This window comes from Brevibacillus fortis, from assembly GCF_046196545.1.
Classification (GTDB): Bacteria; Bacillota; Bacilli; order Brevibacillales; family Brevibacillaceae; genus Brevibacillus; species Brevibacillus fortis_A.
This window is the reverse complement of the sequence record NZ_CP176370.1, coordinates 3,539,772-3,561,321: the sequence shown is the minus strand read 5'-3', so window position 1 is coordinate 3,561,321 and position 21,550 is coordinate 3,539,772. Positions and strand designations below refer to the sequence as shown.

The window sequence follows — 21,550 nt, the reverse complement described above, 5'->3', positions numbered from 1 at the left end:
GCTGACCTCCTCTCCAAGCTACGTGATTGCTGAGACGAGTTTGACTCCGTATTCGATCCATTGCAAGGAACGCACATAAGAATCACTGTCGATGGAAGGCAGTGAAGCAGGTTCTTTCACGACCTTGTGCCATTTTTCATCTCGAAACCAATCTACCCCATCTGCCGGATCGTGTCCATAATCAGCCCATGCATCTTGAAGACGTGGACTGTAAATCTTCGGACTCCCTTCTAGTAACTCATGTCCATCCAATCGCAGTTGGTACTCATCTTCTGTGGTGGAAGAAGGAGGATGAGGTGTGAACAAATGCGGCCAATAATCCGCTCGTGAGCCTGTATGAGGAATACGAGAGCAGTAGGAGACGATTTTCTCGAAGCGAAAACGATCCCCAAATAATTTCTGGTACAACGTCTTTCCAATCTGAATGCGGTTACGGACATCGGAAAAATGATGGACATTCAACCCAATTAAGTTTAGTCGGCGGTCTGTGGGATGTGCTTTATAAGGAATGAGCACTTGATTCATCGAGAGAGCAGATTGGGCGACGAAAGCAAACGAAGCGAAAATACGATTCAGTGTAAATGGCTTCTGTACGACACGTTGCTCGATATACTGCTGTTCATTGACGATGAGTGCATGTGAAAGGCGCGCGCTGTCTCTGGAAGTGAGGAACTCTTGCCAATACGATTGCATAAAGACTGAAACACCAAGTGGCGCCAAAAGCTTTGTTAAATCTGTCCCCGTTCGTTTCATCTCCGCATAGAGAAGTAATTGCGGATAGGCATCGTGAAAAATCAGCCAGTTACTTCTTTCCAAAAACCAAAAAAAGGGCTGGATCGCCTGTGCATCCATAATAAGCGGTAGCCATTCTCCTTTTAAATCGGTCATGCTCCACCCGCCATTTCGTGAGACCAGATGGGCCAATAACGCCCAGTGAACCTCTTGGTGTTCGAGATAAAAGGCGAGGTATGCTTGTGTGCGGGTGACATTGTTGCGATTGGCTTTGGTTGTTGCTTGTCTGATTTGAGCAACCAGGTGCTGCTCGTCGATTGTCGTTGCTGTTTTGTATGTCATGGATAGCTCCTTGTGGATTCGGGATTGAAAAAAGCAGGTCCAGTTGGCGACCCGCTTTTCATTCAACCAATCATTTCTAGCACCAGAAGCCGAACGAGTAGTTTTTCCTTGGCTTCCTCCCACGTATTCGCAAAAATGACAACGTGCTCCGATTGGAACTCCGTTTCAGCGACAAAAATCCCATCTTGTTCGTAGATGTTCATAGGTGATCGTCCTTTCTGCTGCCTTTCAAGCATTGTATGCTATCATGGAAGAGATGATGCATTCAGCAAACTGGAAAATCATGAGAAAGGTGGCATCAAGAACATGATCGTGAAAGTAACAAAAGAGGCAGCAGAACGCATGGCCAATACAGACAAGACCATTCGGATCAACGGTGAGCTAGTCGGTGGCTGCGGGATGAATGTAGAGTATGCGTTGTGGTGGGATACTCAAGGTCCAGAAGATGAAGTCTACCATGTCGATTCTTTGACGTTTCTGATAGATCGCGAAACCATTGCCTATATCGGGTCTGATATGCTTACGATTGATTACCGTGCGCAGCAAGGCTTTCGCATGGTTACACCACAGCAGATTCTGGCCTATGGCCTTCAGTTGAAAGAGCGCTGGAGCTAATCACTTCGGGAGAAATTGCAAAATAAAGGCGAGAATACCTGCTGCAATTAAAGGACCGACTGCAACACCGCGGAAAAAAGTGACACCAGCGATCGTACCTAGTAGCAAGCCAGTAACGATCAAAGGGTTTTGCGTCATCAAAACCGTTCCTTTTCCAGCCAGATAAGCGACAAACATACCGACAGCAACGGCGAGTATCGAACGCCAATTCGTAAAAATTTCAAGGATAGAGGACGGATCGATTTTGCCGCTAGCAAGCGGAGCCATGATTCCTACAGTCAGTACAATGATACCGAGCTGTAACCCATGCTGTTCGAGAAGCGGGAAAAATCGATCCAGCGACAGGAGTCTCATGAGAAGAAGGAGAGCGACAGCAATGGACACGGTTGCGTTGTTTCCAATGACACCGAGTGCTAAAAGGATTAAGAGAATGATACTAATCCAGTCCATAAGTATTGGTCGCTCCCCTTTGTTTTTGTTAGTATATCCAAGAGAAAGCAGCTTGTGCCGGACGGACAAAATTCTAACTGAAATGGAGTGGGAGATTCATGAAGAGTCGACTGCCAGCCGTAATAACTGGACTCATTCTGATCTTTGTCCTAATCGGATTCGGAACGGTTCAGGACTTCATACCTGTTCTCCAAAAAGCCTCGTCTGCACCTAAGTCAGCGCAATCCCTTACGCCGCTAAACAACTCAACAACAAAAGGTGAGCGTTCAAATGAGGCGGAATTTTCGCAATTTCACAAGCTTGACCGATCAGCTGAGCTTGCCTCCTATTACGATCGCCATCTCGCCATGAAGGATGGGAAAGTATACGGCTGGAGTGGCAACGAAAAACCGAAGCTTATGCTTGACAACGTCATACAAGTAGGTGTAAGTGATCATGTGAGCTACGCCTTATTGTCTTCCGGTACGCTAGTTTCGTGGACGGATGAAGCACAGGATGCCAGGGAGGTTACTCGTCAAGTTGCCTTCTTCTCCGCCGGAAAAACCGGATTGTTCGTGATTAGAAAAGACGGAAGCCTGTGGAGATTTGCAGCGCCGGATCAAGAGGGGGTTCAAATTGCTTCTGGAGGCATTGTGTACGCGAGCATCGGGGACGGAGCGGACTATTACATAACGGAGCAAGGACACGTATTCGTGAAAGGTCTTGCCCACAGAGGTCAGTACGGAGACGGCCGACTAGAGAGTACGACTGATTATGTGAAAGTTGCTGAGGATGCCGTTCAGGTCAAAGGGCACACCGGCCATGCGATCCTCTTGAAAAAGAATGGAGACGTGCAAGGTACGGGTGGCAATATTTTCGGACCGCTCAGCACGCATGGACTCGGCGACAAAGCGACAACTTGGGGGACAATTTTTCGCGATGCCAAGATGATCGCTACTGGCGCATCGCATTCCGCGGCAATCCGGAACGACAATACGTTATGGCTATGGGGGAAAACAGTAGGTACGACCCCTGTCCAAGTGATGGAACGAGTCGTTGCAATTGCAGCAGGAACGGACGTAACGTTAGCGAAAACCGAGGATGGACGCATTTGGTTCTGGAAGCTCGGTGAGAAGCCAAAGATTTGGTTAGAGTAATAAAAAATAGACCTCATTGAATTGAGGTCTAACAAGCTACTTTCCATTAATCAAACCATAGTTCCAGCATTCCTACTGGAAAACCTGTCTGTTCGTCCGAATCAGGGAAACGTCCCCAAGCAAATACGCCGTTGAAATAATCAATTGTAAACGGCTGATCGTAATCAGGCACACTGTATTTGCTGCCGATTCGGAACTCACCCGTTCCTAAATAGTACGATTTCGCCATAAAGTACTTTTGTGTAATGATCGCAAGCTGTGAGTAATCACCAAGCTTCTTTTTCTCTTTCGCTTCGACGTGCAGGCGCTCCATTTCCTCCTGCAGCTCGGCGAGTGTCATTTGACTGTACAAACGCAACGGACTGCCCCCTTTCCATACAGGTATATTGTAGCAAAAGACAAGGGAAAAGGCGATGTACACCACTAACGGAGGGCTTGCTTAGCGACGAAGATTTGGTAGGACCTGCGTTTTTCTTGTCCTCTGATGCAGCTTCACACATATCGGGGCAAACGATTTCGGTTGATGGCGGTATGTCAATATACGGGTTTTCATAAAAAAAGGGGCATTCCCAGTTGGGAATGCCTAATTATTGGGGGCGATTGAGAAAAAGAACGACTGATTGTTCTATGACTGTTTTGCTCTCACCCAAAACAGTCAATCAATCAAAGCTATTAGCGTAGGCATACTCAGATTGAAAGATCGATCTAAACATGCTTACGTTAAAAAGTCATCCAAAGAAGATAATCGAACTTTTTCTCAATGCGTTGAAAAAGTGCTTACACCTACAACATAGCAAGCAAAAGTAAAACATCAATAAAATAAAAATAAAGTATTATTAAATTTTTTCTGTAAGTAGTGCGTTAACGAGCAAAACGATGGTTACCAATCTCAACCGTTACAGGGCGTGACCAAATCCACTTGGATGTAGCCGTATTCGGATTGAAGAAGTACAGGGAGCCATTGCTCGGATCCTTTCCATTCACTGCGTCCTGGACCGCTTTTCTCGTACTTTCATTTGATTTATGTGTCAAATTGCCGTCATGGACAGGCGAAAACGCATTGGGAGCATAAATAACCTCCCGTACCGTATTTGGAAATTCATCTGAAGCAACCCGATTCAATACAACGGCAGCAATCGCTACCTGTCCTTCATACGGTTCTCCCCGGCCTTCCGCATACACTAACCGGGCGAGCAGTTCCATATCTCTCTGTGAAACCTTGACTTTTCCATTGCGAACCACTTTTGGGCGACTATCACGACTAACCTGCACAGACTCGCGTTTTACTGCTGTAGCAGATGTGGCTGGTTTCTTTTCCTTCTTTGAAACTTGTTCCGATGGCGCCTGTGCACGATCGAGAACAGGGAGAATTTGTACTGGTTGTGGTGCCATTGCACTTGTCGGTGTGACAAATAAGCATAACAGCATCAAGCCAAAACTGTTCAAAAAGAAGAAAAAGCGCGTTGGCGCTTCTCGTGTCAACATGGTGTGAACCACTCCTTTTCGCTTTTTGCGTTTTGATTGCGGAAGCGAATCAGGTCTTTTGCAAGTCTATCGGTCTTATCGGAATGGTTCAAGAGGTAATTGGTTCCATAGAACTATTTACAATATCGCGTAGTTTGTGAAAGTGCTTTCATAAACGGATGTTTTCTCTATAAAAAAAGCCACTTTCCTGTTGAGAAAGTGGCTTTCATGTGCAGTTTGAGGCTGCTCTTATTTTTCCGTAATCGTGATCGATTTAATGGTAATTGTTTGTTCAGGAACACTTGGTTCACCCGTTTGTGGGTGCTTCTTTACTTTTGTTCCTGCAATTTTTTGAACCACATCCATGCCACCCGTAACTTTTCCGAAAATCGTGTATTTCGGAGAGTTGTCCAATCCTGTCACGTCAGGTCCAGAACCAATGAAGAATTGGCTACCATTCGTGTTTTTACCGGAATTCGCCATGGCAACCACGCCTGGTTCATATTTATGACCATTTTTCAATTCGTCTTCAAACGTGTAACCAGGGCCACCCATGCCATTTGCTAATGGATCGCCTGTTTGAATCATGAAGTCTTTCATGACGCGGTGGAACGTGATGCCGTCATAGTACTTGTCCTTTGCGAGGAAAACGAAGTTATTGACAGCAATTGGGGCATCTTTTTCAAACAGATCAATCGTAATGTCTCCCATAGAAGTAGAGATTTTCGTTTGATAGTCCTTTGCTTTGTCAATCTGCATAGCCGGAGCCTTCTCGTATTTCTTCTCTCCGGTTGGACCCGGTGGGTTAGCTGGCTCTTTGGATGCTGGTTTCTCTGCTGGCGTAGTCGGTTGATTAGGAGCTGCTTCATTGCTTCCTGTAGAACAACCCGTAACCAAGGCGATTGCCGTCAGACATGTGAACAGAGTTGTCATCATCTTTCTCATCTTATGCACCTTCCTTTGTTTCATACTGTTGGGTGGTTCGGTTTCGAATTATAACACAAATAGTCGAGCTTTTGCCAATCCGCTAGTTTTCTTTCCAATCTCTCATGGTATGATTGGGAAAAAAGGGTGATCAATGTGGCAGAGCGATTTGAGACCAAAACGGTACATATCGGACATGACCCTTTGCGGGAAGTAAGGAGCAAAGCTACACCGATTTATCAAACCTCCGTTTTTGCCTTCGAAGGCTTGGAAGAAGTAGAACAGTACTATGTCGGCGAAGGAGAATACTTGTACACCCGAAATGGCAATCCCAACCAAGCTGAGCTGGCTCGTGCAATCGCTGTTTTAGAAGGTGCAGAAGCAGGTGTCAGTGCTGCATCCGGTATGGGAGCGATCATGGCGGGTTTACTTGCCGTTCTGGCCCCTGGTGGTCACGTGCTGGCTTCCCATGAAATTTATGGCGGTACCTATGCGCTACTGCACAAAGAGCTGTCGCGATTTGGGATCGAGCTCGAGTGCATCCAGCTTGGTCAAATGACAAAGCTTGCCGATCATGTTCGCCCAACTACGCGGCTGTTTTTCCTGGAGACCATCACCAATCCGCTATTGACTGTTGTGGATCTGCCTTACTGGATCAAGGAAGCAAAGAGTCTTGGCTTAACCGTCATGGTAGATAATACGTTTGCGACCCCGTATTTGGTACAACCCATTTCATTCGGGGCAGATCTCGTGGTACATAGTGGAACCAAATACATAGGTGGACATAGTGATGTGACGTCAGGTGTTCTGGTTGGATCACAGGCGACAATCAAGCGTGCCACAGAGATCGTAGCCAACTACGGTGCATCGCTCAGTCCTTTTGAGGCCTGGTTGACATCACGTGGTTTGAAAACATTGGCAGTGAGAATGGAGCGTCAATGCGATAATGCCAGCCAGATCGCTGCGTTTCTTCGTGAGCATCCTGCAGTTGGACAAGTGTATTACCCAAGTCCTACGGATACCTTCTTTTTTTCACGGCAAAAGCAGGGGGCAATGGTATCCTTTGTTCTGGCAGATGAGACGAAGATCTACGACTTTTACCGGGCACTTGACTGGATCAAGCTGGCTCCGTCTCTTGCAGGTGTGGAGACGAGTGTATCTCATCCTGTTACGACGTCCCACCGTGCTTTTTCTGAAGAGCAGCGCAAGGAAACGGGAATCACGATGGGACTGGTACGGTTATCGGTCGGAATCGAGGCTGTTCAAGACATTCAGTTAGCATTAGATGCCGCATTAGGGAAATAATTCAAAAAACTTTGCCGCATTATGAAACTTTCTTCCTAAGAAATACGTAATACTTAGTTAGAGTAGTCTCAGAATGTAGTGGAGAAAGTCCATTCTGAGAGCATGCTTCAGTCTGGAAGAAACCGAGGAAAACGCAAATGGGAATGGCTATGAAGCAACCGTCGGGGCCATCATCCGGAGATTATTATGAATCTCGTCCATTTACGGAACTGTATGACGAATATTTTGATCGCGTCAACCGGTATTTACGATGCCGGGTTCAAAGTACGTGGGATGCCGATGATTTGACCACCGTGGTCTTTTTAAAAGCGCTAGAAAAATTCGAGCAATATAGCAGAACAAGTCCTTTCGCATCATGGATTTTTCGAATTGCTCACAATACATATGTGGATTTTATGCGGAAAAACAGGGAGTTACCGGTCGACCAGGAAGATTTTCTAGGAGCAGAACCGGACGACACATGGCAGCCGGAACGGCAGGCACTGACGAATGAAGAGATTCGTCAGCTTCGTGATCGTCTGGACTTGTTGTCTCAGGATCAGCGCGACGTGTTGATGCTCCGGTACTTTGCTGACCTCAAAATCAGTCAGGTAGCTGAGGTGCTCGGCAAAACAGAATCGAGTATCAAAATGATTTCTTATCGCGGATTACAAAAACTTCAGAAGATGTATGAGAGGGGGGACTCCGAATGAGAGAAGAGGAGAAGCACCCCCAGGATCATCAATCGGATGATCAGACCGTAACCCAGCTCCTAGCCCATTTGAAGCAGATGCGCGGATCAGTTCCTGTCAATTATCAGTTAAAATCAGACCTCAAAAAACAATTGCTCCAGAAAATGAGAGACCTCGAAGCCAAACAGGCAAAAGTTCCAAGTGCCACACCCAAAAAGTGGGGGAGGCTGGTTTGGAGCGGAATCGCTGCTGCTGCTCTCACCCTTGCCATAGGCGGATTTGTGTGGTGGAACAATACCTCTCTTGCCGTTCGGGAGCATGAAGTACTTAAGCTGCCAGCACAAGCAATTGTGGAGCTTGTTGATATTGACCGGAAAGCCACTCAGCTAGCATACATCAATAACAATGCAGAGCTGAAAACCATGCCAATCGATGAGGAATTAAAGCCAGTCACGATCAAGCTGCCGCCAACCGAAGGAAAATACATCGGGGTAGCATGGTCTAATTCCGGGAAGCAAATCGCAGTCGTCGAGCAGGATAAAAAATTATCGCGGATATGGATTGTGGAGATGCCTACGACTTACAGCATGGGAAGCAGCCGATTGCTGAAGGAAGAAGAAGGGGTATTATACTCTTCACCAAGCTGGTCTGAACATGATGATTCGCTTGCCTTTACCCGCTCTAAAAATGACGTCGAAGAAATTTGGGTGAGCAGCACAGTATCGTTCCAAGAATGGAAGCTTGTTGAAGGTTCTCAGCCTGAATGGTCACCAGATGGAAGTTTGCTTGCCTTCAATAAAGCCGGTGAAGTACAGCTGATGGAAATGCGGACGGGGAAAGTTACCTCGCTTGCAGTGGGACAGTGGGCATCGTGGAGCTCTGATACGAGATTAACCTATACACACCCAAATGGAACGCTGATGGAAGTAAACGTGAGTGAAGAGCCTTTTGTGACGCGCGAGTTACCATTGCGAAACCAGTCGTCTGAAGAGCTGATCAAAGGCAACTGGGCAAACAAAGGTAAGCACTTGCTGCTTATCTCACGCCATGATCAGCTGCAACAACTGGTTATCTCTTTGGCGTCACGAAAATGAGCGGAGGAACAAGCATGAGATGGAAATGGGTGTTAATCTTTGTCATCACATGGCTTAGCTTTTCGATACGCCCAGCTATGGCAGAGAGCAACATAGACATACAATTCGAGATACCTTTAAGTGGTATCGTCAAATATGAATCATGGATGAGACTAAACGTAAAGGTAACCAGCCAAGAACAGGATTTCACAGGTGCTGTAGAGTTATCGCAGCGACAAGTCAAAAAAAATAATGAATATAAGCTTCGGCGTCCAATAAAGCTCGAGCAAGGAAAGAGTACAACCGTGTACTTTGATATGCCTTCCCAAATATTGCTCGATGATTGGTACGTCCAGGTGACGCAAAACGGTCAAGTTGTCAAAAGCGAAAAGCTGCGTATCCCTTATCCAACAGACGGGCGCACCATTGGGGTGATCAGCGAAGAGGGCAATGCGTTTCATTTCCTTGCCGTCAATCAATCACAATCCAAAATGAATCGCCCCTTGTCCGTTCAAAATCTCACGGAGCAAATGTTGCCTGATCAATCGTGGATTTACGAAAACATAGACATGTTAGCGCTGGCAGGCAATAGTGGTTCCACGATTAATGATCAACAGATGGCAGCGATCAAGGAGTGGATCCAACTGGGAGGGATCGTGGTTGTTTCCGCAGGTCCCAATCAAGATGGGATGATCCAGCGTTTTGCAGATATCCTCCCAGTGGATGCCGGAAAAGCTGGTAATGTCGAGCTACAGCAAGCATTAAGTGGGTATGACATTGCGAAAGTCGCGCCAAATGGCAGTATCGGTGTGTATAACCATGACTTGCCCTTGTTTGTGTCAAAATCGTACGGCAGAGGGCTGCTGCTATTTGTAAACTATGATGTGACAGCAGAACCGTTGGCATCGTGGCAGTTCAATCCACAACTGTGGCAGAATGCAATGATCCAGCATGGCGCCAAGAAGATTTTTGAAGAGAAGCTTTTTATGGATCAAATGACACGGCCTTTTCTTGACTTGAGCAAGAAGATTCCTGAAGTACAGACTCCTCCCCCGATCTGGATGGTGGCGTTGTGGGGCGGATATGTAATTGTACTCGCACCATTGACATACTTCGTTCTGAAAAGAATGAGAAAACCTGAATGGGCGTGGGGAGTCATCCCGGTTGGAGGAATTTTCTTGACCATCGCTATATTCGCGGTTGGAAAGCCTGCTGTTGTGAAAACGAGTACCAGCTACGCCGTAACCAAGATCGACATATTAGATGAGTCTCTGGCTCATGTTCGCTCAGCCGCAACGTTTTTAGGGGTGGATCAAAACGAATACGATGTTCAGCTTGAACCTTCGATCGTTGCATTGCCCTTGACAGTCGGACGAAATGATTATCGACCAGAGGGGCTAATGGATGGCGATGAGGTTCTCTCTTTCCGCAATCTTCCCTATTTGACACCGAAACAGGCAATCGGTATCGGGGTAAAGCACGACATGGGAGCTTTTGATGCTTCCTTGCGAATCAATGAGAATCGTCTGCAAGGGCACGTGAAGAACAATACGGAGTTTGCCTACGATCAGACTTATATTGAAATTGGATTTCAGCGAATTCCGCTTGGACCATTGAAAAAGGGAGAAGAAAAGCAGATTGACAGTGTGCTGGAGCCCTTGTTTATGCCAAGAAAGCCACAAGCAACAAACGAATTGCAAACGATGGAAGAACGAATCAAAGAAATGAAGGAAAGAGTCGTTGAATATGAAGAGGGGAATCAGGTAAGTATCATCGGCACAACGACAGAGCCTCTCCCTCTGATGACGATGCAGGTGCCTCATCAAGCACATTACTGGAATGTCATTCAACAGCCTATTCAATTCCAGCCGAATGAACAAGGTCTAGTGACTTTTCCATATGGCTTGCTTGATGCCGAAATGTATGAAATGACAGGGGACTTCGATAGTACCGGATACATTTGGCAGCTTGGAAAGGGTAGCATTACATTTGAATTGCGTACAGATAAAGCGGCGATCAATATGAAACGATTAACGGTACCGCTGAATCACAGCTCATTCAAGCCTTTCCGGATCGAATACTTCCACCAAAAGAGCGGTAGGTGGATACCTGTTGAGCGCGGGACGAGACTTGTCCTCGATAATGACCTCCAGCAAATATTGACACCAAATCAAACATTATTGCTTCGTTTTTCCCACAATGGAACGTCGCGATTAGCTCTACCAGAGCCAATTTTCCAGGTAGAGGGGGTGCGGAAATGGTAATCGAAACCGTTCATTTAGGAAAAAGGTACGGCAATTTGCAAGCGTTGACGGATTTGAACCTTTCCATCGAACCAGGAAAGGTGTTCGGTTTCATTGGTCCAAATGGCGCCGGAAAATCTACTACGATGCTTATCTTGTCTACCCTTCTGGAACAGAGTGAAGGGGAAGCATTTGTCTGTGGTTACAATGTTCGAAAAGATCCTGCGAGTGTACGCCAGTCTGTTGGCTACATGCCTGATTTTTTTGGTGTATATGACAATTTGACAGCAGTGGAGTATTTGGAGTTTTATGCCGGGGCTTACAAAATTCCTGCCTCTAAAAGACGGGCACTGGTCGGTGATCTTTTGGAACTGGTGAATTTGTCTCACAAAGCAGACGCTTTCGTCGATTCTTTGTCTCGAGGCATGCAACAGCGCCTGGGGTTAGCACGTTGTCTCGTACATGATCCAGCCGTGCTGATTTTGGATGAACCTGCGTCAGGACTTGACCCGCGAGCTCGTATCGAATTGCGCGAAATTATGAAACAACTACGGGAAATGGGTAAGACGATTATTATCAGCTCCCATGTTTTGCCGGAGCTAGCCGAGCTGTGTGATGATATTGGTGTCATTGAAAAGGGCAGATTAATTGCGTATGGTTCTGTGCATGAGGTCAGCAATCGGGACACCGGACAAAGTCGGATGCAACTAAGAGCCCTGCGGAACTTGGACAAAGCGGGACTTCTGTTAGCGAGCTCTCCGTATGTACATCAATTGACAGAATATATGGGAGGCTTTCGCTTCTACTTTCAAGGGACGGAGCAACAAAAAGCTGAATTGCTTCAAGAACTGCTGGATGAGCAGGTCGCAGTCGTCTACTATGGCGATTCCAAGAAAGATTTAGAAGACGTCTTCTTAGCGATTACGGAAGGAGTCGGTATGGAGTGAGCGACTTCTTGTTCAATCCTCTTTTGGTAAAAGAAATGCGGGACAGATTCCGTTCGAGAAAGACCATGCTCATTTTAGCGGTTTACTTGTTTGTCATGGGGGGAATACCGATGGGCTTTTTGCTCATGGACCCCTTAAAGGCTGAATCGTTAGGGGATAACCGGGATTTGTTTCTGATATCCGCGGGGATACACTATGCGATGATTTGCTTTGTGGCACCTGCTCTGACTGCTGGAGCGATTAGTGGAGAGAGAGAACGCCAGACCTTGCATATTTTGTTGACGACTCAGTTGTCGACGCGCACGATTATTTTGAGCAAGCTCATTACGTCTTTGGCGTTTTCCACACTGCTCTTGGTTGCTTCGATGCCTTTGTACAGTATCGTGATGCTGTACGGAAGCGTCTCCCCGGAACAAATGGCCCAGCTCGTCCTTTTTCTCGCGGTGAATATGTTTTTTCTCGGGTCGTTGGGGTTGTTCTGCTCCACCTGGATTAAACGAACGTCGATCTCGACGGTCACCACATACGGAATTGCCTTCTTTTTTGTGGTAGGTACTGGCTTGCTGTTCTTTTTTATCGGTGAGTCCTTGCAACAAACGTATCCAGAACGATACGTCAATTCAAATGTTTGGAGCATGTATGAGCTACAGATGCTGGCAGGGACGAACCCTATCATCGTTTTGTTCGATATTTTAGGCGAGTCATTCGATCAATCCGATGACATCACTTTTGCACCGTGGTTGTTTTTCTCATGTGTATACGTAGTTCTTTCGTTTGTGCTCGTCATCTGGAGCGCTTATTTGTTAAAGCCAATCCGCCGAAAATGGTGGAGTTGGAAGAAACGACCTGTTCGTGTACAATAAAAAAAGTGCATGGGAAAAGGGAGGTTTTTTTGTGAGCGATCAAGATGTACAGATCATTGATTTTGAAGAACTGCTTCGTGCGATTGAGAGCCGTCTGGCATCTGCTGGAATGTATGTCAAACGTGAAGCGATCGTGACGATTCTTCAGGCAGAAGAAGCATTTTTGCTTGAAAAAGGTGTTCTTCAAGAGTATAGTGAGTAATCAGCTAACAACCTGCCTTACGTGGTAGGTTGTTTTTTGTGGACAGGGAAGGCACAGAGTTATTCGCCTGTTTGCTTCTCCCGGAAAAAAACGGTATGATGGAACCGAATACGAATATCAGCATAAGGACGTGAACACATTGACAGAAGAGAACAAAGACCTTGAGTTGGGCGATATCATTACATTGGACGATGAAAATGGTGAACCGTTGGGGGATTTCGAAGTATTGGCTATGTTCGACCTGAACGGTAAAGAATATATTGCCTTGGCTGAAGCAGTGGAAGACGAAGAAAGCGAAGAAGATGAAGAAGTGGACATCTTCGTGTTCCAAGTAGACGGCGGCGAAATGGTACCATTGGAAGAGGACGAGGAAAGCACTGTTTACGCGAAGCTGAACGAAGTGCTGGAAGGCATCGAGCTCATTAAAGAAGACAAGTAATCCCGGTATGAATGAAACAAGCCACTGCTGGCGTTAAAACCCAAGCAGTGGCTTTTTCTTGCGGTCGATCAGTCATTCATTTTTATAATGTTATCCTTAAGGTCTCGTACAACGAGAAGGCAGGTGTAGTCTGTTTCCTGTAGCTCGCGAACCAAGGCAGAGCACTCATCTTTCGTAAGACCAAGCTTTTCGAGTCGCTGACGGAGTTCTTTACCGCCATTGTCAAAGAAATGCGCCATGCTGTCAATGTGACCCACGGCACTTTCAAAGTGGGTACTGTATTTATAAAAATTGTTTCGTTGATTGGAGTGATTTTTATCAGGATTCCATTTCAAAACCCAGATGTCATCACTGTTGTATCCGGCAGAATTTAACGCATGAACGTCAGAAGCTAGCTCAGCATCATACTTATGGAATTTGACAAACGGCTTGGTAGCACTGATCAAAAGTATTCCCCCCTTTTTGGCCTCAGGAATCGATGCCTTACTAGGATGCCCAAAGCCAAATCGCGGATGAATGGAAATACCTGAGGCATATTTTCCTTGATAGTAGCAGGATTTACGCTGATGGGGGAGAAATAGAGAAAGGGAAACAGATGTTTTGGTTTTTCGTTTTGACCAATCTTCACCATTAGTGCTACACTAATTAATGGAATATGCATGTCATGTACAGAACGAAATGAGAAACGAGGAATACTGAGAAGAATCGGCCATCTCGCTAGGGGCGAGGTGGCTTTTTTGCCCCATTTTGCTACTGGCGTTGAATACTATGGGAACCATACGGTACAATAGCGATTAAGTGTTCGCTTTTATTAGGAAAACGTTCCTCTCATGGGTCTCGGCGTTTTTCAAAAAAGGTGAATACGACGCTAGCCATCAGTAAAAAAGGCATGATCGTTTTTCTACGTGTCCGAAGAGTAGAGGGGAGAGCGCGATTGAAGGAAACAGAAACACAGCAAACACTAACGTATACGGAAGAAGATATTCAGGTCTTAGAAGGCTTGATTGCCGTTCGAAAGCGGCCTGGAATGTACATAGGCTCCACGGGCTCGCGTGGCCTGCATCATCTGCTGTGGGAAATTGTAGATAACGCTAAAGACGAGGCGCTTGCCGGTGTTAACGATAGCATCATCGTCACTTTGTACAAGGATGGCAGTGTCAGTGTGGAAGACCATGGACGCGGAATTCCAACGGGTATGCACAAGACTGGCCGACCTGTACCAGAAGTTATTTTTACAACGCTCCATGCCGGTGGTAAATTCGGCGGCGGCGGATATAAAAAAAGTGGTGGCTTGCACGGGGTAGGCTCCAGTGTCGTTGTGGCCTTGTCCAAATGGCTTGAGGTCGAAATCCACCGGGAAGGCAAAATTCATAAGCAACGCTTTGAGTATGTTGTGGATGCAAATGGTACTGAGTATGTCGGTAAACCGGTTACCGGTCTTGAAATCACAGGGAACACCAAACGGACAGGTACAACGGTACGTTTTCTGCCGGATGACGCGGTGTTTGGCAATGCTCGCTTTGACTATGAGACGATTCGTGATCGTTTTCGTGAGACGGCATTCCTTCTGAAAAAGCTGCGCATGGTTTTGATTGACGAGCGTGGACCTGAAAAGAAACGGGAAGAGTTTTACTTCGAAGATGGCTTGAAATCATACGTTTCTTACTTGAACGAGGGGAAAAATACGCTCCAGCCGATCGTTTACTTCGAAGGGGAAAAGGACAATATCTACGTTGAGCTGGCTTTTCAGTACAATGACGGCTATGCAGAGACACTGGTGTCCTATGTCAACTCGATTGTAACAACGGACGGCGGAACACATGTTACGGGCTTCCGCAACGGTACGACCCGGATCTTTAACGAATTTGCCCGGAAAAAAGGGTACTTGAAAGAAAAAGACCCGAACTTGACTGGAAACGATTTGCGGGAAGGTTTCCTCGGTGTATTGTCATTGCAAATGGCTGACGTCCAGTTTGAGTCCCAAACAAAAGACAAGCTGGGGAACGAAGAAGCACGGGCAATCGTAGAACAGATTGTTTCCGAAAAGCTAGGCTTCTTCCTCGAGGAAAATCCGGAAATAGGCAAGCTGCTGATTGACAAGGCATTGCGTTCTGCTGAAATTCGCGAAGAGCTGCGCAAACAACGCGAAGCACTGCGCGGCGACAAGAAAGGCAAAACCGCGAAAAAGCGCAAATCGATTTCGGAAAAGTTTACTCCGCCGCAATACAGAGACTCCAAGCGCAATGAGCTCTTCCTCGTCGAGGGGGATTCCGCGGGTGGCTCTGCAAAACAGGCTCGTAATTCAGAGTTCCAGGCCTTGTTCAGCCTGCGCGGGAAGCCGTTGAACACGGAAAAAGCAAAGCTTTCCGAGGTATTGGCGAATGAAGAGTTCCGCACGATCCTAGAGGTGCTTGAAACCGATATTGGCGAAGAGTTTTCCATCGAAAACTGTGCATTTGACAAAGTGATCATCATGTCTGACGCGGACGTTGACGGCTCGCACATTCAAACGCTGCTGTTGACCTTCTTCTTCCGCTACATGCGTCCGATGATTGCAGCTGGTCACTTGTATATTGCCCAACCGCCTTTGTATCAGGTGAAAAAGCAGAGCAAGGGCAAGCAGACAGAGGGGATCTACTGTTGGAGCGATTACGAGCTGGAACAGGCGTTGAAAAAGGCTGGACGCGGTGCTGAAGTGCAGCGCTACAAAGGTTTGGGTGAGATGAACGCTGATCAGCTCTGGGAAACAACCATGGACCCTGAGACGCGCAAGCTCATCAAGGTTGAACTGGAAGACCTCGCTCACTGTGAGAAGCTGGTAACCGTTTTGATGGGTGACAAAGTCCCACCACGGCGTGAGTGGATCGAGAACCACGTCACCTTTGAAGTGGGGGAGGATGAATAAGCATGCTGTCCAATCAAATTATTAAGCAGAGCTTCGCGGAGATTATGGGGAAGCGCTTCGGGGACTATGCCAACCTGGTTATTCTCTCACGCGCGATCCCAGATGCTCGCGATGGATTAAAACCGGTACAGCGCCGTATTTTGTATGCCATGTACCAAGAAGGCAACACGAACGATAAACCATACCGGAAATCAGCGAAGACGGTCGGGTACGTGATGGGTACCTATCACCCGCATGGTGACTCGGCGATTTACGAAACAATGGTGCGGATGGCGCAATGGTGGAAAATGCGGCAGGTGCTCATTCAAGGCCACGGAAACTTTGGTAGCTTGGACGCAGACCCGCCAGCCGCTATGCGTTATACTGAATCCAGACTGTCGGCATTGGCCAATGAGCTACTGCGCGATATTGAAAAGGATACGGTTACATTCATCCCGAACTACGACAACTCCGCTCAACAACCGGCAGTATTGCCTTCACGGTTTCCTAATCTTCTCGTGAATGGTGCTGCCGGGATTGCGGTGGGTTTTGCAACTGACATCCCTACACACAATTTGGGCGAAGTCATCGATGCGGCTGTTGCACAGATGAAGAACCCGAATATCTCGCTGGATGAGCTGATGCAGCATGTCAAAGGTCCAGATTTTCCGACAGGCGGTATTGTTCAAGGGCTGTCCGGAATTCGCAAGGCGTTTGAGACAGGCCGTGGCCAATTCATTATTCGCGGGAAGACCCATGTAGAGGAGCCAAAAGGCGGCAAAGTCAAAAAAATCGTCATTTCCGAAATCCCTTACGAAGTGGTCAAGTCGAAGCTAGTCGGCCAAATCGATGAGCTCGTAATGGAGCGCAAAATCGAGGGGGCACTGGCGGTTCGCGATGAAACTGGTCGCAAAGAGGCCGAGCAGAAAAAAGTCCGTATCGTAGTGGATATTCGCAAGGAAGCGGATGAGCAGGCGATTCTCAACTACCTGTACAAAAATACGGATCTGCAAATCTATTACAATTACAACATGAACGTGATTCATGAGGGGACCATCCGCCAGATGGGACTCAAGGCTTTGTTGGGAGCGTACATCGACCACCAAAAAGAAGTCGTCACGAATCGCTGCCAATATGATCTGAATCGAAAGCAAAGCCGCGAGCATATCGTGGAAGGCTTAATTCGTGCCAAGTCCATTTTGCGTCAGATCGTGGATACGATTATGGATTCGGAAGACCGTGCAGACGCCAAGAAAAACATCATGGAGAAATACGGCTTTACCGACAACCAAGCAGATGCAATCTTGAGCATTCAGCTCGCTTCCTTGACACGTTTGGATATCGTCAAGCTGGAAAAAGAACTGGCTACCCTGGCAAAAGAAATCGAGGAATTGAAATCGATTTTGGCAAGCGAGAAAAAGCTGATTCAAGTCATTACAAGCGAACTGAACGAGATCAAGAAAAAATACGCAGAAGAGCGCCTGACAGAAATCCAGGGCGAGATCGAGGAAATCAAAATCGATATCGCGATGCAAATCAATGCGGAGGATTGCATCGTAACTCTCACAAACGAAGGATATATCAAGCGGACGAGCCCGCGCTCCTTCAAATCAGTGGGGGGAACGCTGGAGACTTGTGGAGTAAAAGAGGGAGACCGTGTCCGTTATTTCATGGAGACCAATACGTCTCACACTGCTCTCTTCTTTACTCAGGACGGTAAATACTTCGCCACACTGGTCAACGCCTTCCCGGACGATAAGTGGAAGGATATTGGTTCCGCCCTCGTCAACATCATCCCGTTGGAGAAGAATCAGCGGATCGTTGGTTTTACGATCGTAGAAAACTTCAAACAACCGCTGTATGTATACCATGTAAGCAAAAATGGTTTGATGAAAAAGACGGCGTTGTCCGAATACGAAACGAATCGTTCCAGTGCGTTGGTAGCTGCGAAGCTGAAAGCCAACGATGACGAGTTTGTGAATGTATTTGTGGCTGACGAAGCCGGGGCGATACTCGGTGCGACGAAAGATGGCATGGGCATTCGATTCCAGCGCAGTGAAGTCAGCGCAACGGGTAGAGCGTCGAGCGGGGTAAAAGCAATCGCACTTGCTCCTGGCGACGATGTGATCACGATGCTTCCGATTGAGGAAGACGATACTCGTGCCTTTAGCTTGTTGACGGCTGAAGGGGTTGTAAAACGCACAGCCATTGCTGCAATCCCACTCCAGGCTCGCGCAGGCAAAGGCGTACAGTTGATTCGTAAACGAAAAAATAATCCACATGAGCTTGTTGCGATGTTCATCGAGGAAACGGTATATGCCTGGACGTCGCAGAACGAATGGACCCCTGTCGAGACAGAGCAAGTGATCGTCAACGAGCAAGGTGGCATCGGCCGACAACTGGTGGAGGGTGGAGTAAAAGCAGTTGCTTTTGAAACCATTTTGCCGACAGATGAACCGAAGGACGAAGCGACTGCAAAAGGCTCAGGAGACGGAGCTGGCACAGCAGGACAACAGAAAACGCCTAATGTCCAGGCTAGCCTGTTCGATGGAGATCATCGTGAAAAAAAGGAATGATGAATAGATGGCGTTTGAAGCCTTTGTTTCACCGCTAAGCTGGCAGCAGGTTTCTCTGCTTCTCGATACTGTGCAATATTTCGAAGACGCGCCGAAACTGCTTTCTCTTCCACAAGAGCAAGGAGCAAGTGTGCCTGTACCGATTACGTCAGACACATTGAAGACGATGCTTGGTTGTCTGGACGAAGAGGAAGCATTTAGCCGCAAAGCTTTTTCATTGAGTTGGGAAGCAGCTGAAGACGAAGCGAGTGGCTATCTCGTTGTCGAGCTCCCGAATGGAGACATCGTGAGACAGCCAGCCGTTCTATCCGCTTTTTCTCCGGTTTAACAAATAAACGCTTTGGTGACGCACTTGCATTCATGACAGGATGTGAGCGGTTTAGCCAAAGCGTTTTTTTTTGCATACAAAAAGATTGCCAGCGAATTGGAATATGTGATACAGTTTGAACACGAGTTGTTGCGTAATAAAGTTAGTAACTTACTAAATTGGTATACTTACCACTGGAGGATGGAATCATGGAAAAAGTCATCGATCAAAAGGCTTTTATGGACGTCATTCGGGAGCGTCGTTCCGTACGTCATTACGATCCAACAGCAAAAATCTCACGGGATGAACTAAAGGAAATGCTTAAGGAAGCGACCTTGGCACCTTCCAGCTCTAACCTCCAGCCATGGCGGTTTTTGATTATCGATGAACAGCCATTGAAAGAGAAGCTGCTCCCCATCGCATTTAACCAAAAGCAAGTGGTAGAGGCTGCGGCGATTATTGCAGTCCTGGCTGATTATGAGGGCTACAAGCAAGCCGGGAGCATTTACAAAAAAGCGGTAGAAGCAGGCTACATGACAGAGGAAGTAAAAGCTACACTCATCGACAACATCAACAAGCGTTATGAGAATCGGGATCGAGCCATCATCAAGGAAATTGCTTTGGTAGATGGAGGTCTCGTCTCGATGCAATTGATGCTCGTTGCCAAGGCAAGAGGGTATGACACCGTGCCAATGGGAGGCTATAACAGCGAGAAATTCAAGGAAGCTTTCCAAATCCCGGATCAATATGAAACAGTCATGTTGATTGCAGTTGGCAAAGCGGCAGAGCCAGGTCATCCGACTACTCGCCTGGATGTAGATGAGATTACGTTCTGGAATGAGATGCCGAGTAAATAAGCATGGAGAAATGGAATAGCCTTGGCCTGATATGATTTTTGGGCCTGGGCTTTTTTCACGTTTGTAAGCTTTCGAGGGACAGACATGCTGGCAATCAGGTGAAATGGGGCGTACAATAGGGAGACATGACAGTACAGGAAGAGAAGCCGCAGACGAGCGAAAGAAGGGTGTAGGATGAAAAGATTGTTGGCAATCAGCGATATTCATGGGGAATTAGCGAAACTGGAATCGTTGATGGAGCAAGTTCAGTACGATCCACAAAACGATCAATTGATCCTGCTAGGTGATTATGTAGACCGTGGACCAGAGTCGAAGGGGGTCGTCGACAAGGTGAAACAGCTCCATGCAGAAGGGGCAATCGTGTTGATGGGCAACCATGATCATATGATGGTTAAATCATTCGAGCAAGACCCTGTTTTTATCGAACGATGGTTCCGAAACGGCGCACAAAAGACGTTGGCGAGCTATGGTCATGCCGCAGCAGATACGGAGTCTGGCGCACCGGAGACCTTGGAAATCACCTCTTCAGTCAAAGAGCATCTGGAATTTTTGACTGGCTTGGACTGCTATTATGAAACCGATGATTATATTTTTGTTCACGGGGGTGTACATCCCGAGACTCCGGTTGCAGAGACTGACCCGTACCTGCTGATGTGGATACGTGATGAGTTCCATAAAGGCTACCAGGGTGAGAAGACCGTTGTTTTTGGTCACACACCGACCAGTTATTTGCACGGTAAACATGATGTGTTTTACGGTGAAAATAAAATCATCGGCATTGACGGAGGTGCCGTATACGGTGGCCGTCTGCATTGCTTGGAGCTGCCCAGCCGAAAGGTTTACTCGGTAGAGTAATAGAATAAGGACGAAAGGCTTCCACCTCTCTTTACAAGGAGCGGGTGAAAGCCTTTTTGATATGCGTCAAGATAAGTTCAGAGTAATATTGTAATGAATTTTATTTAAATAAATTGCAAAAATTAATAATTAAAGGCTTGTCTTCTAATATATGGGATAGTAAAATATTCCCAAATCACTCATATTCTTATTGTTTACTATCATATTAGCCCACGTGAATATTTGCAAATCAATGACCAATTTCCCCTGCTATACTCGCTGCAATGTGACCGTTACTCTAATCGTCGCCCATATTCCACTCCTAGAAAAGACAAAAGAACCAGCCATTTTAAAAAAATCATTGATTGATACATCCATTCCTGGAAAAAGGCAAGAATCATCCATCTGATTATGGCGATGGTTTCTTACTGTTTAACACTTCAAGAAAAATCAATAAAAGGGAATAAAAGTAAGTGGCGATATCGTTTCCGGGTAAAAGTTCCTAATATTCAGAATGAAATAGCTGTTTGCTTATATCGGGTACAAGCTTTATGTGCTACCCGGAAAAGAAAGCGGGAGACAGGCGATTCGTACAGCGAGTCACAGCTTGGGGAAATTCACTTCTCTTGTATGCACGTGGGAGCAAGAGGGAGCATTTGGAGTGGTTATGCTCACCAGGCAAGTAC

Annotated in this window: 22 protein-coding genes and 1 pseudogene; 16 read left to right on the top strand and 7 right to left on the bottom strand. The window is 46.8% G+C overall.

Going from position 1 to position 21,550, the window contains the following annotated elements:
- Positions 1-18: 18 nt before the first annotated feature.
- On the bottom strand, positions 19-1,074 hold the full coding sequence (locus ACKKE8_RS17490; RefSeq protein WP_409174196.1) for a DUF2515 family protein: 1,056 nt from the start codon (positions 1,072-1,074) through the stop codon (positions 19-21).
- 62 nt (positions 1,075-1,136) lie between these two features.
- On the bottom strand, positions 1,137-1,277 hold the full coding sequence (locus ACKKE8_RS17485; RefSeq protein ID WP_007718846.1) for a hypothetical protein: 141 nt from the start codon (positions 1,275-1,277) through the stop codon (positions 1,137-1,139).
- 103 nt (positions 1,278-1,380) lie between these two features.
- Here ACKKE8_RS17485 and ACKKE8_RS17480 point away from each other — a divergent pair, with 103 nt between their 5' ends.
- Complete coding sequence (locus ACKKE8_RS17480; RefSeq protein ID WP_409174195.1) at positions 1,381-1,689, top strand: iron-sulfur cluster biosynthesis family protein; 309 nt, start codon at positions 1,381-1,383, stop codon at positions 1,687-1,689.
- Here ACKKE8_RS17480 and ACKKE8_RS17475 read toward each other — a convergent pair whose 3' ends face one another.
- A complete protein-coding gene (locus tag ACKKE8_RS17475) occupies positions 1,690-2,139 on the bottom strand; it encodes a DUF441 domain-containing protein (RefSeq protein WP_409174194.1) in 450 nt (149 codons plus the stop codon).
- Positions 2,140-2,237: 98 nt separating this feature from the next.
- Here ACKKE8_RS17475 and ACKKE8_RS17470 point away from each other — a divergent pair, with 98 nt between their 5' ends.
- Positions 2,238-3,275 carry an RCC1 domain-containing protein gene (locus ACKKE8_RS17470; RefSeq protein WP_409174193.1) on the top strand — a complete coding sequence of 346 codons (1,038 nt, stop codon included), beginning with the start codon at positions 2,238-2,240 and terminating at the stop codon, positions 3,273-3,275.
- Positions 3,276-3,321: 46 nt separating this feature from the next.
- On the opposite strand, the gene ACKKE8_RS17465 is transcribed toward ACKKE8_RS17470, so the two are convergent.
- Positions 3,322-3,633, bottom strand: a complete 312-nt coding sequence (locus tag ACKKE8_RS17465) for a YfhH family protein (RefSeq protein ID WP_409174192.1) — start codon at positions 3,631-3,633, stop codon at positions 3,322-3,324.
- Between the two features lie 59 nt (positions 3,634-3,692).
- Here ACKKE8_RS17465 and ACKKE8_RS17460 point away from each other — a divergent pair.
- A pseudogene (locus tag ACKKE8_RS17460) lies at positions 3,693-3,830 on the top strand (2-deoxy-D-gluconate 3-dehydrogenase); the annotation flags it as partial.
- A gap of 306 nt (positions 3,831-4,136) precedes the next feature.
- Here ACKKE8_RS17460 and ACKKE8_RS17455 read toward each other — a convergent pair.
- A complete protein-coding gene (locus tag ACKKE8_RS17455) occupies positions 4,137-4,760 on the bottom strand; it encodes a cell wall hydrolase (RefSeq protein ID WP_409174191.1) in 624 nt (207 codons plus the stop codon).
- Between the two features lie 228 nt (positions 4,761-4,988).
- Positions 4,989-5,684 (bottom strand): peptidylprolyl isomerase, encoded by a 696-nt coding sequence (locus ACKKE8_RS17450; RefSeq protein WP_409174190.1) that lies wholly within the window; start codon positions 5,682-5,684, stop codon positions 4,989-4,991.
- Between the two features lie 126 nt (positions 5,685-5,810).
- Between ACKKE8_RS17450 and ACKKE8_RS17445 the strand changes: the two genes are divergently transcribed.
- The 8 genes from ACKKE8_RS17445 to ACKKE8_RS17410 all read left to right on the top strand — a co-directional run bounded on the left by ACKKE8_RS17445 (position 5,811) and on the right by ACKKE8_RS17410 (position 13,406).
- Positions 5,811-6,968, top strand: coding sequence for a trans-sulfuration enzyme family protein (locus ACKKE8_RS17445; RefSeq protein WP_409174189.1), 1,158 nt, complete (start codon positions 5,811-5,813; stop codon positions 6,966-6,968).
- A gap of 137 nt (positions 6,969-7,105) precedes the next feature.
- On the top strand, positions 7,106-7,660 hold the full coding sequence (locus ACKKE8_RS17440; protein WP_007718835.1) for an RNA polymerase sigma factor: 555 nt from the start codon (positions 7,106-7,108) through the stop codon (positions 7,658-7,660).
- The gene (locus ACKKE8_RS17435; RefSeq protein ID WP_409174188.1) at positions 7,657-8,733 is read left to right on the top strand and encodes a TolB family protein; all 1,077 of its coding nucleotides are present in this window, start codon (positions 7,657-7,659) and stop codon (positions 8,731-8,733) included. Before ACKKE8_RS17440 ends, ACKKE8_RS17435 begins: the two co-directional genes overlap by 4 nt.
- Positions 8,734-8,747: 14 nt before the next feature.
- On the top strand, positions 8,748-10,976 hold the full coding sequence (locus tag ACKKE8_RS17430; RefSeq protein WP_409174187.1) for a hypothetical protein: 2,229 nt from the start codon (positions 8,748-8,750) through the stop codon (positions 10,974-10,976).
- The gene (locus tag ACKKE8_RS17425) at positions 10,970-11,902 is read left to right on the top strand and encodes an ABC transporter ATP-binding protein (RefSeq protein WP_409174186.1); all 933 of its coding nucleotides are present in this window, start codon (positions 10,970-10,972) and stop codon (positions 11,900-11,902) included. Before ACKKE8_RS17430 ends, ACKKE8_RS17425 begins: the two co-directional genes overlap by 7 nt.
- Positions 11,899-12,765 carry an ABC transporter permease gene (locus ACKKE8_RS17420; RefSeq protein WP_409174185.1) on the top strand — a complete coding sequence of 289 codons (867 nt, stop codon included), beginning with the start codon at positions 11,899-11,901 and terminating at the stop codon, positions 12,763-12,765. The genes ACKKE8_RS17425 and ACKKE8_RS17420 overlap by 4 nt, the downstream gene beginning before the upstream one ends.
- Positions 12,755-12,967 (top strand): hypothetical protein, encoded by a 213-nt coding sequence (locus tag ACKKE8_RS17415; RefSeq protein ID WP_409174184.1) that lies wholly within the window; start codon positions 12,755-12,757, stop codon positions 12,965-12,967. Before ACKKE8_RS17420 ends, ACKKE8_RS17415 begins: the two co-directional genes overlap by 11 nt.
- 139 nt (positions 12,968-13,106) lie before the next feature.
- Complete coding sequence (locus tag ACKKE8_RS17410) at positions 13,107-13,406, top strand: DUF1292 domain-containing protein (RefSeq protein ID WP_007718819.1); 300 nt, start codon at positions 13,107-13,109, stop codon at positions 13,404-13,406.
- Between the two features lie 68 nt (positions 13,407-13,474).
- Here ACKKE8_RS17410 and ACKKE8_RS17405 read toward each other — a convergent pair whose 3' ends face one another.
- Complete coding sequence (locus tag ACKKE8_RS17405; protein ID WP_088907894.1) at positions 13,475-13,852, bottom strand: general stress protein; 378 nt, start codon at positions 13,850-13,852, stop codon at positions 13,475-13,477.
- Positions 13,853-14,295: 443 nt separating this feature from the next.
- Here ACKKE8_RS17405 and ACKKE8_RS17400 point away from each other — a divergent pair, with 443 nt between their 5' ends.
- From ACKKE8_RS17400 to ACKKE8_RS17380, 5 genes are all read left to right on the top strand, one after another.
- Positions 14,296-16,311, top strand: a complete 2,016-nt coding sequence (locus tag ACKKE8_RS17400; protein ID WP_409179153.1) for a type IIA DNA topoisomerase subunit B — start codon at positions 14,296-14,298, stop codon at positions 16,309-16,311.
- Positions 16,312-16,313: 2 nt separating this feature from the next.
- The gene (gene parC / locus ACKKE8_RS17395) at positions 16,314-18,866 is read left to right on the top strand and encodes a DNA topoisomerase IV subunit A (protein WP_409174183.1); all 2,553 of its coding nucleotides are present in this window, start codon (positions 16,314-16,316) and stop codon (positions 18,864-18,866) included.
- Between the two features lie 7 nt (positions 18,867-18,873).
- On the top strand, positions 18,874-19,194 hold the full coding sequence (locus tag ACKKE8_RS17390; protein WP_409174182.1) for a hypothetical protein: 321 nt from the start codon (positions 18,874-18,876) through the stop codon (positions 19,192-19,194).
- A 188-nt stretch (positions 19,195-19,382) separates the two neighbouring features.
- Positions 19,383-20,030 (top strand): nitroreductase family protein, encoded by a 648-nt coding sequence (locus ACKKE8_RS17385; RefSeq protein WP_409174181.1) that lies wholly within the window; start codon positions 19,383-19,385, stop codon positions 20,028-20,030.
- 174 nt (positions 20,031-20,204) lie between these two features.
- Positions 20,205-20,885, top strand: a complete 681-nt coding sequence (locus ACKKE8_RS17380) for a metallophosphoesterase family protein (RefSeq protein WP_409174180.1) — start codon at positions 20,205-20,207, stop codon at positions 20,883-20,885.
- Positions 20,886-21,550 lie beyond the last annotated feature (665 nt).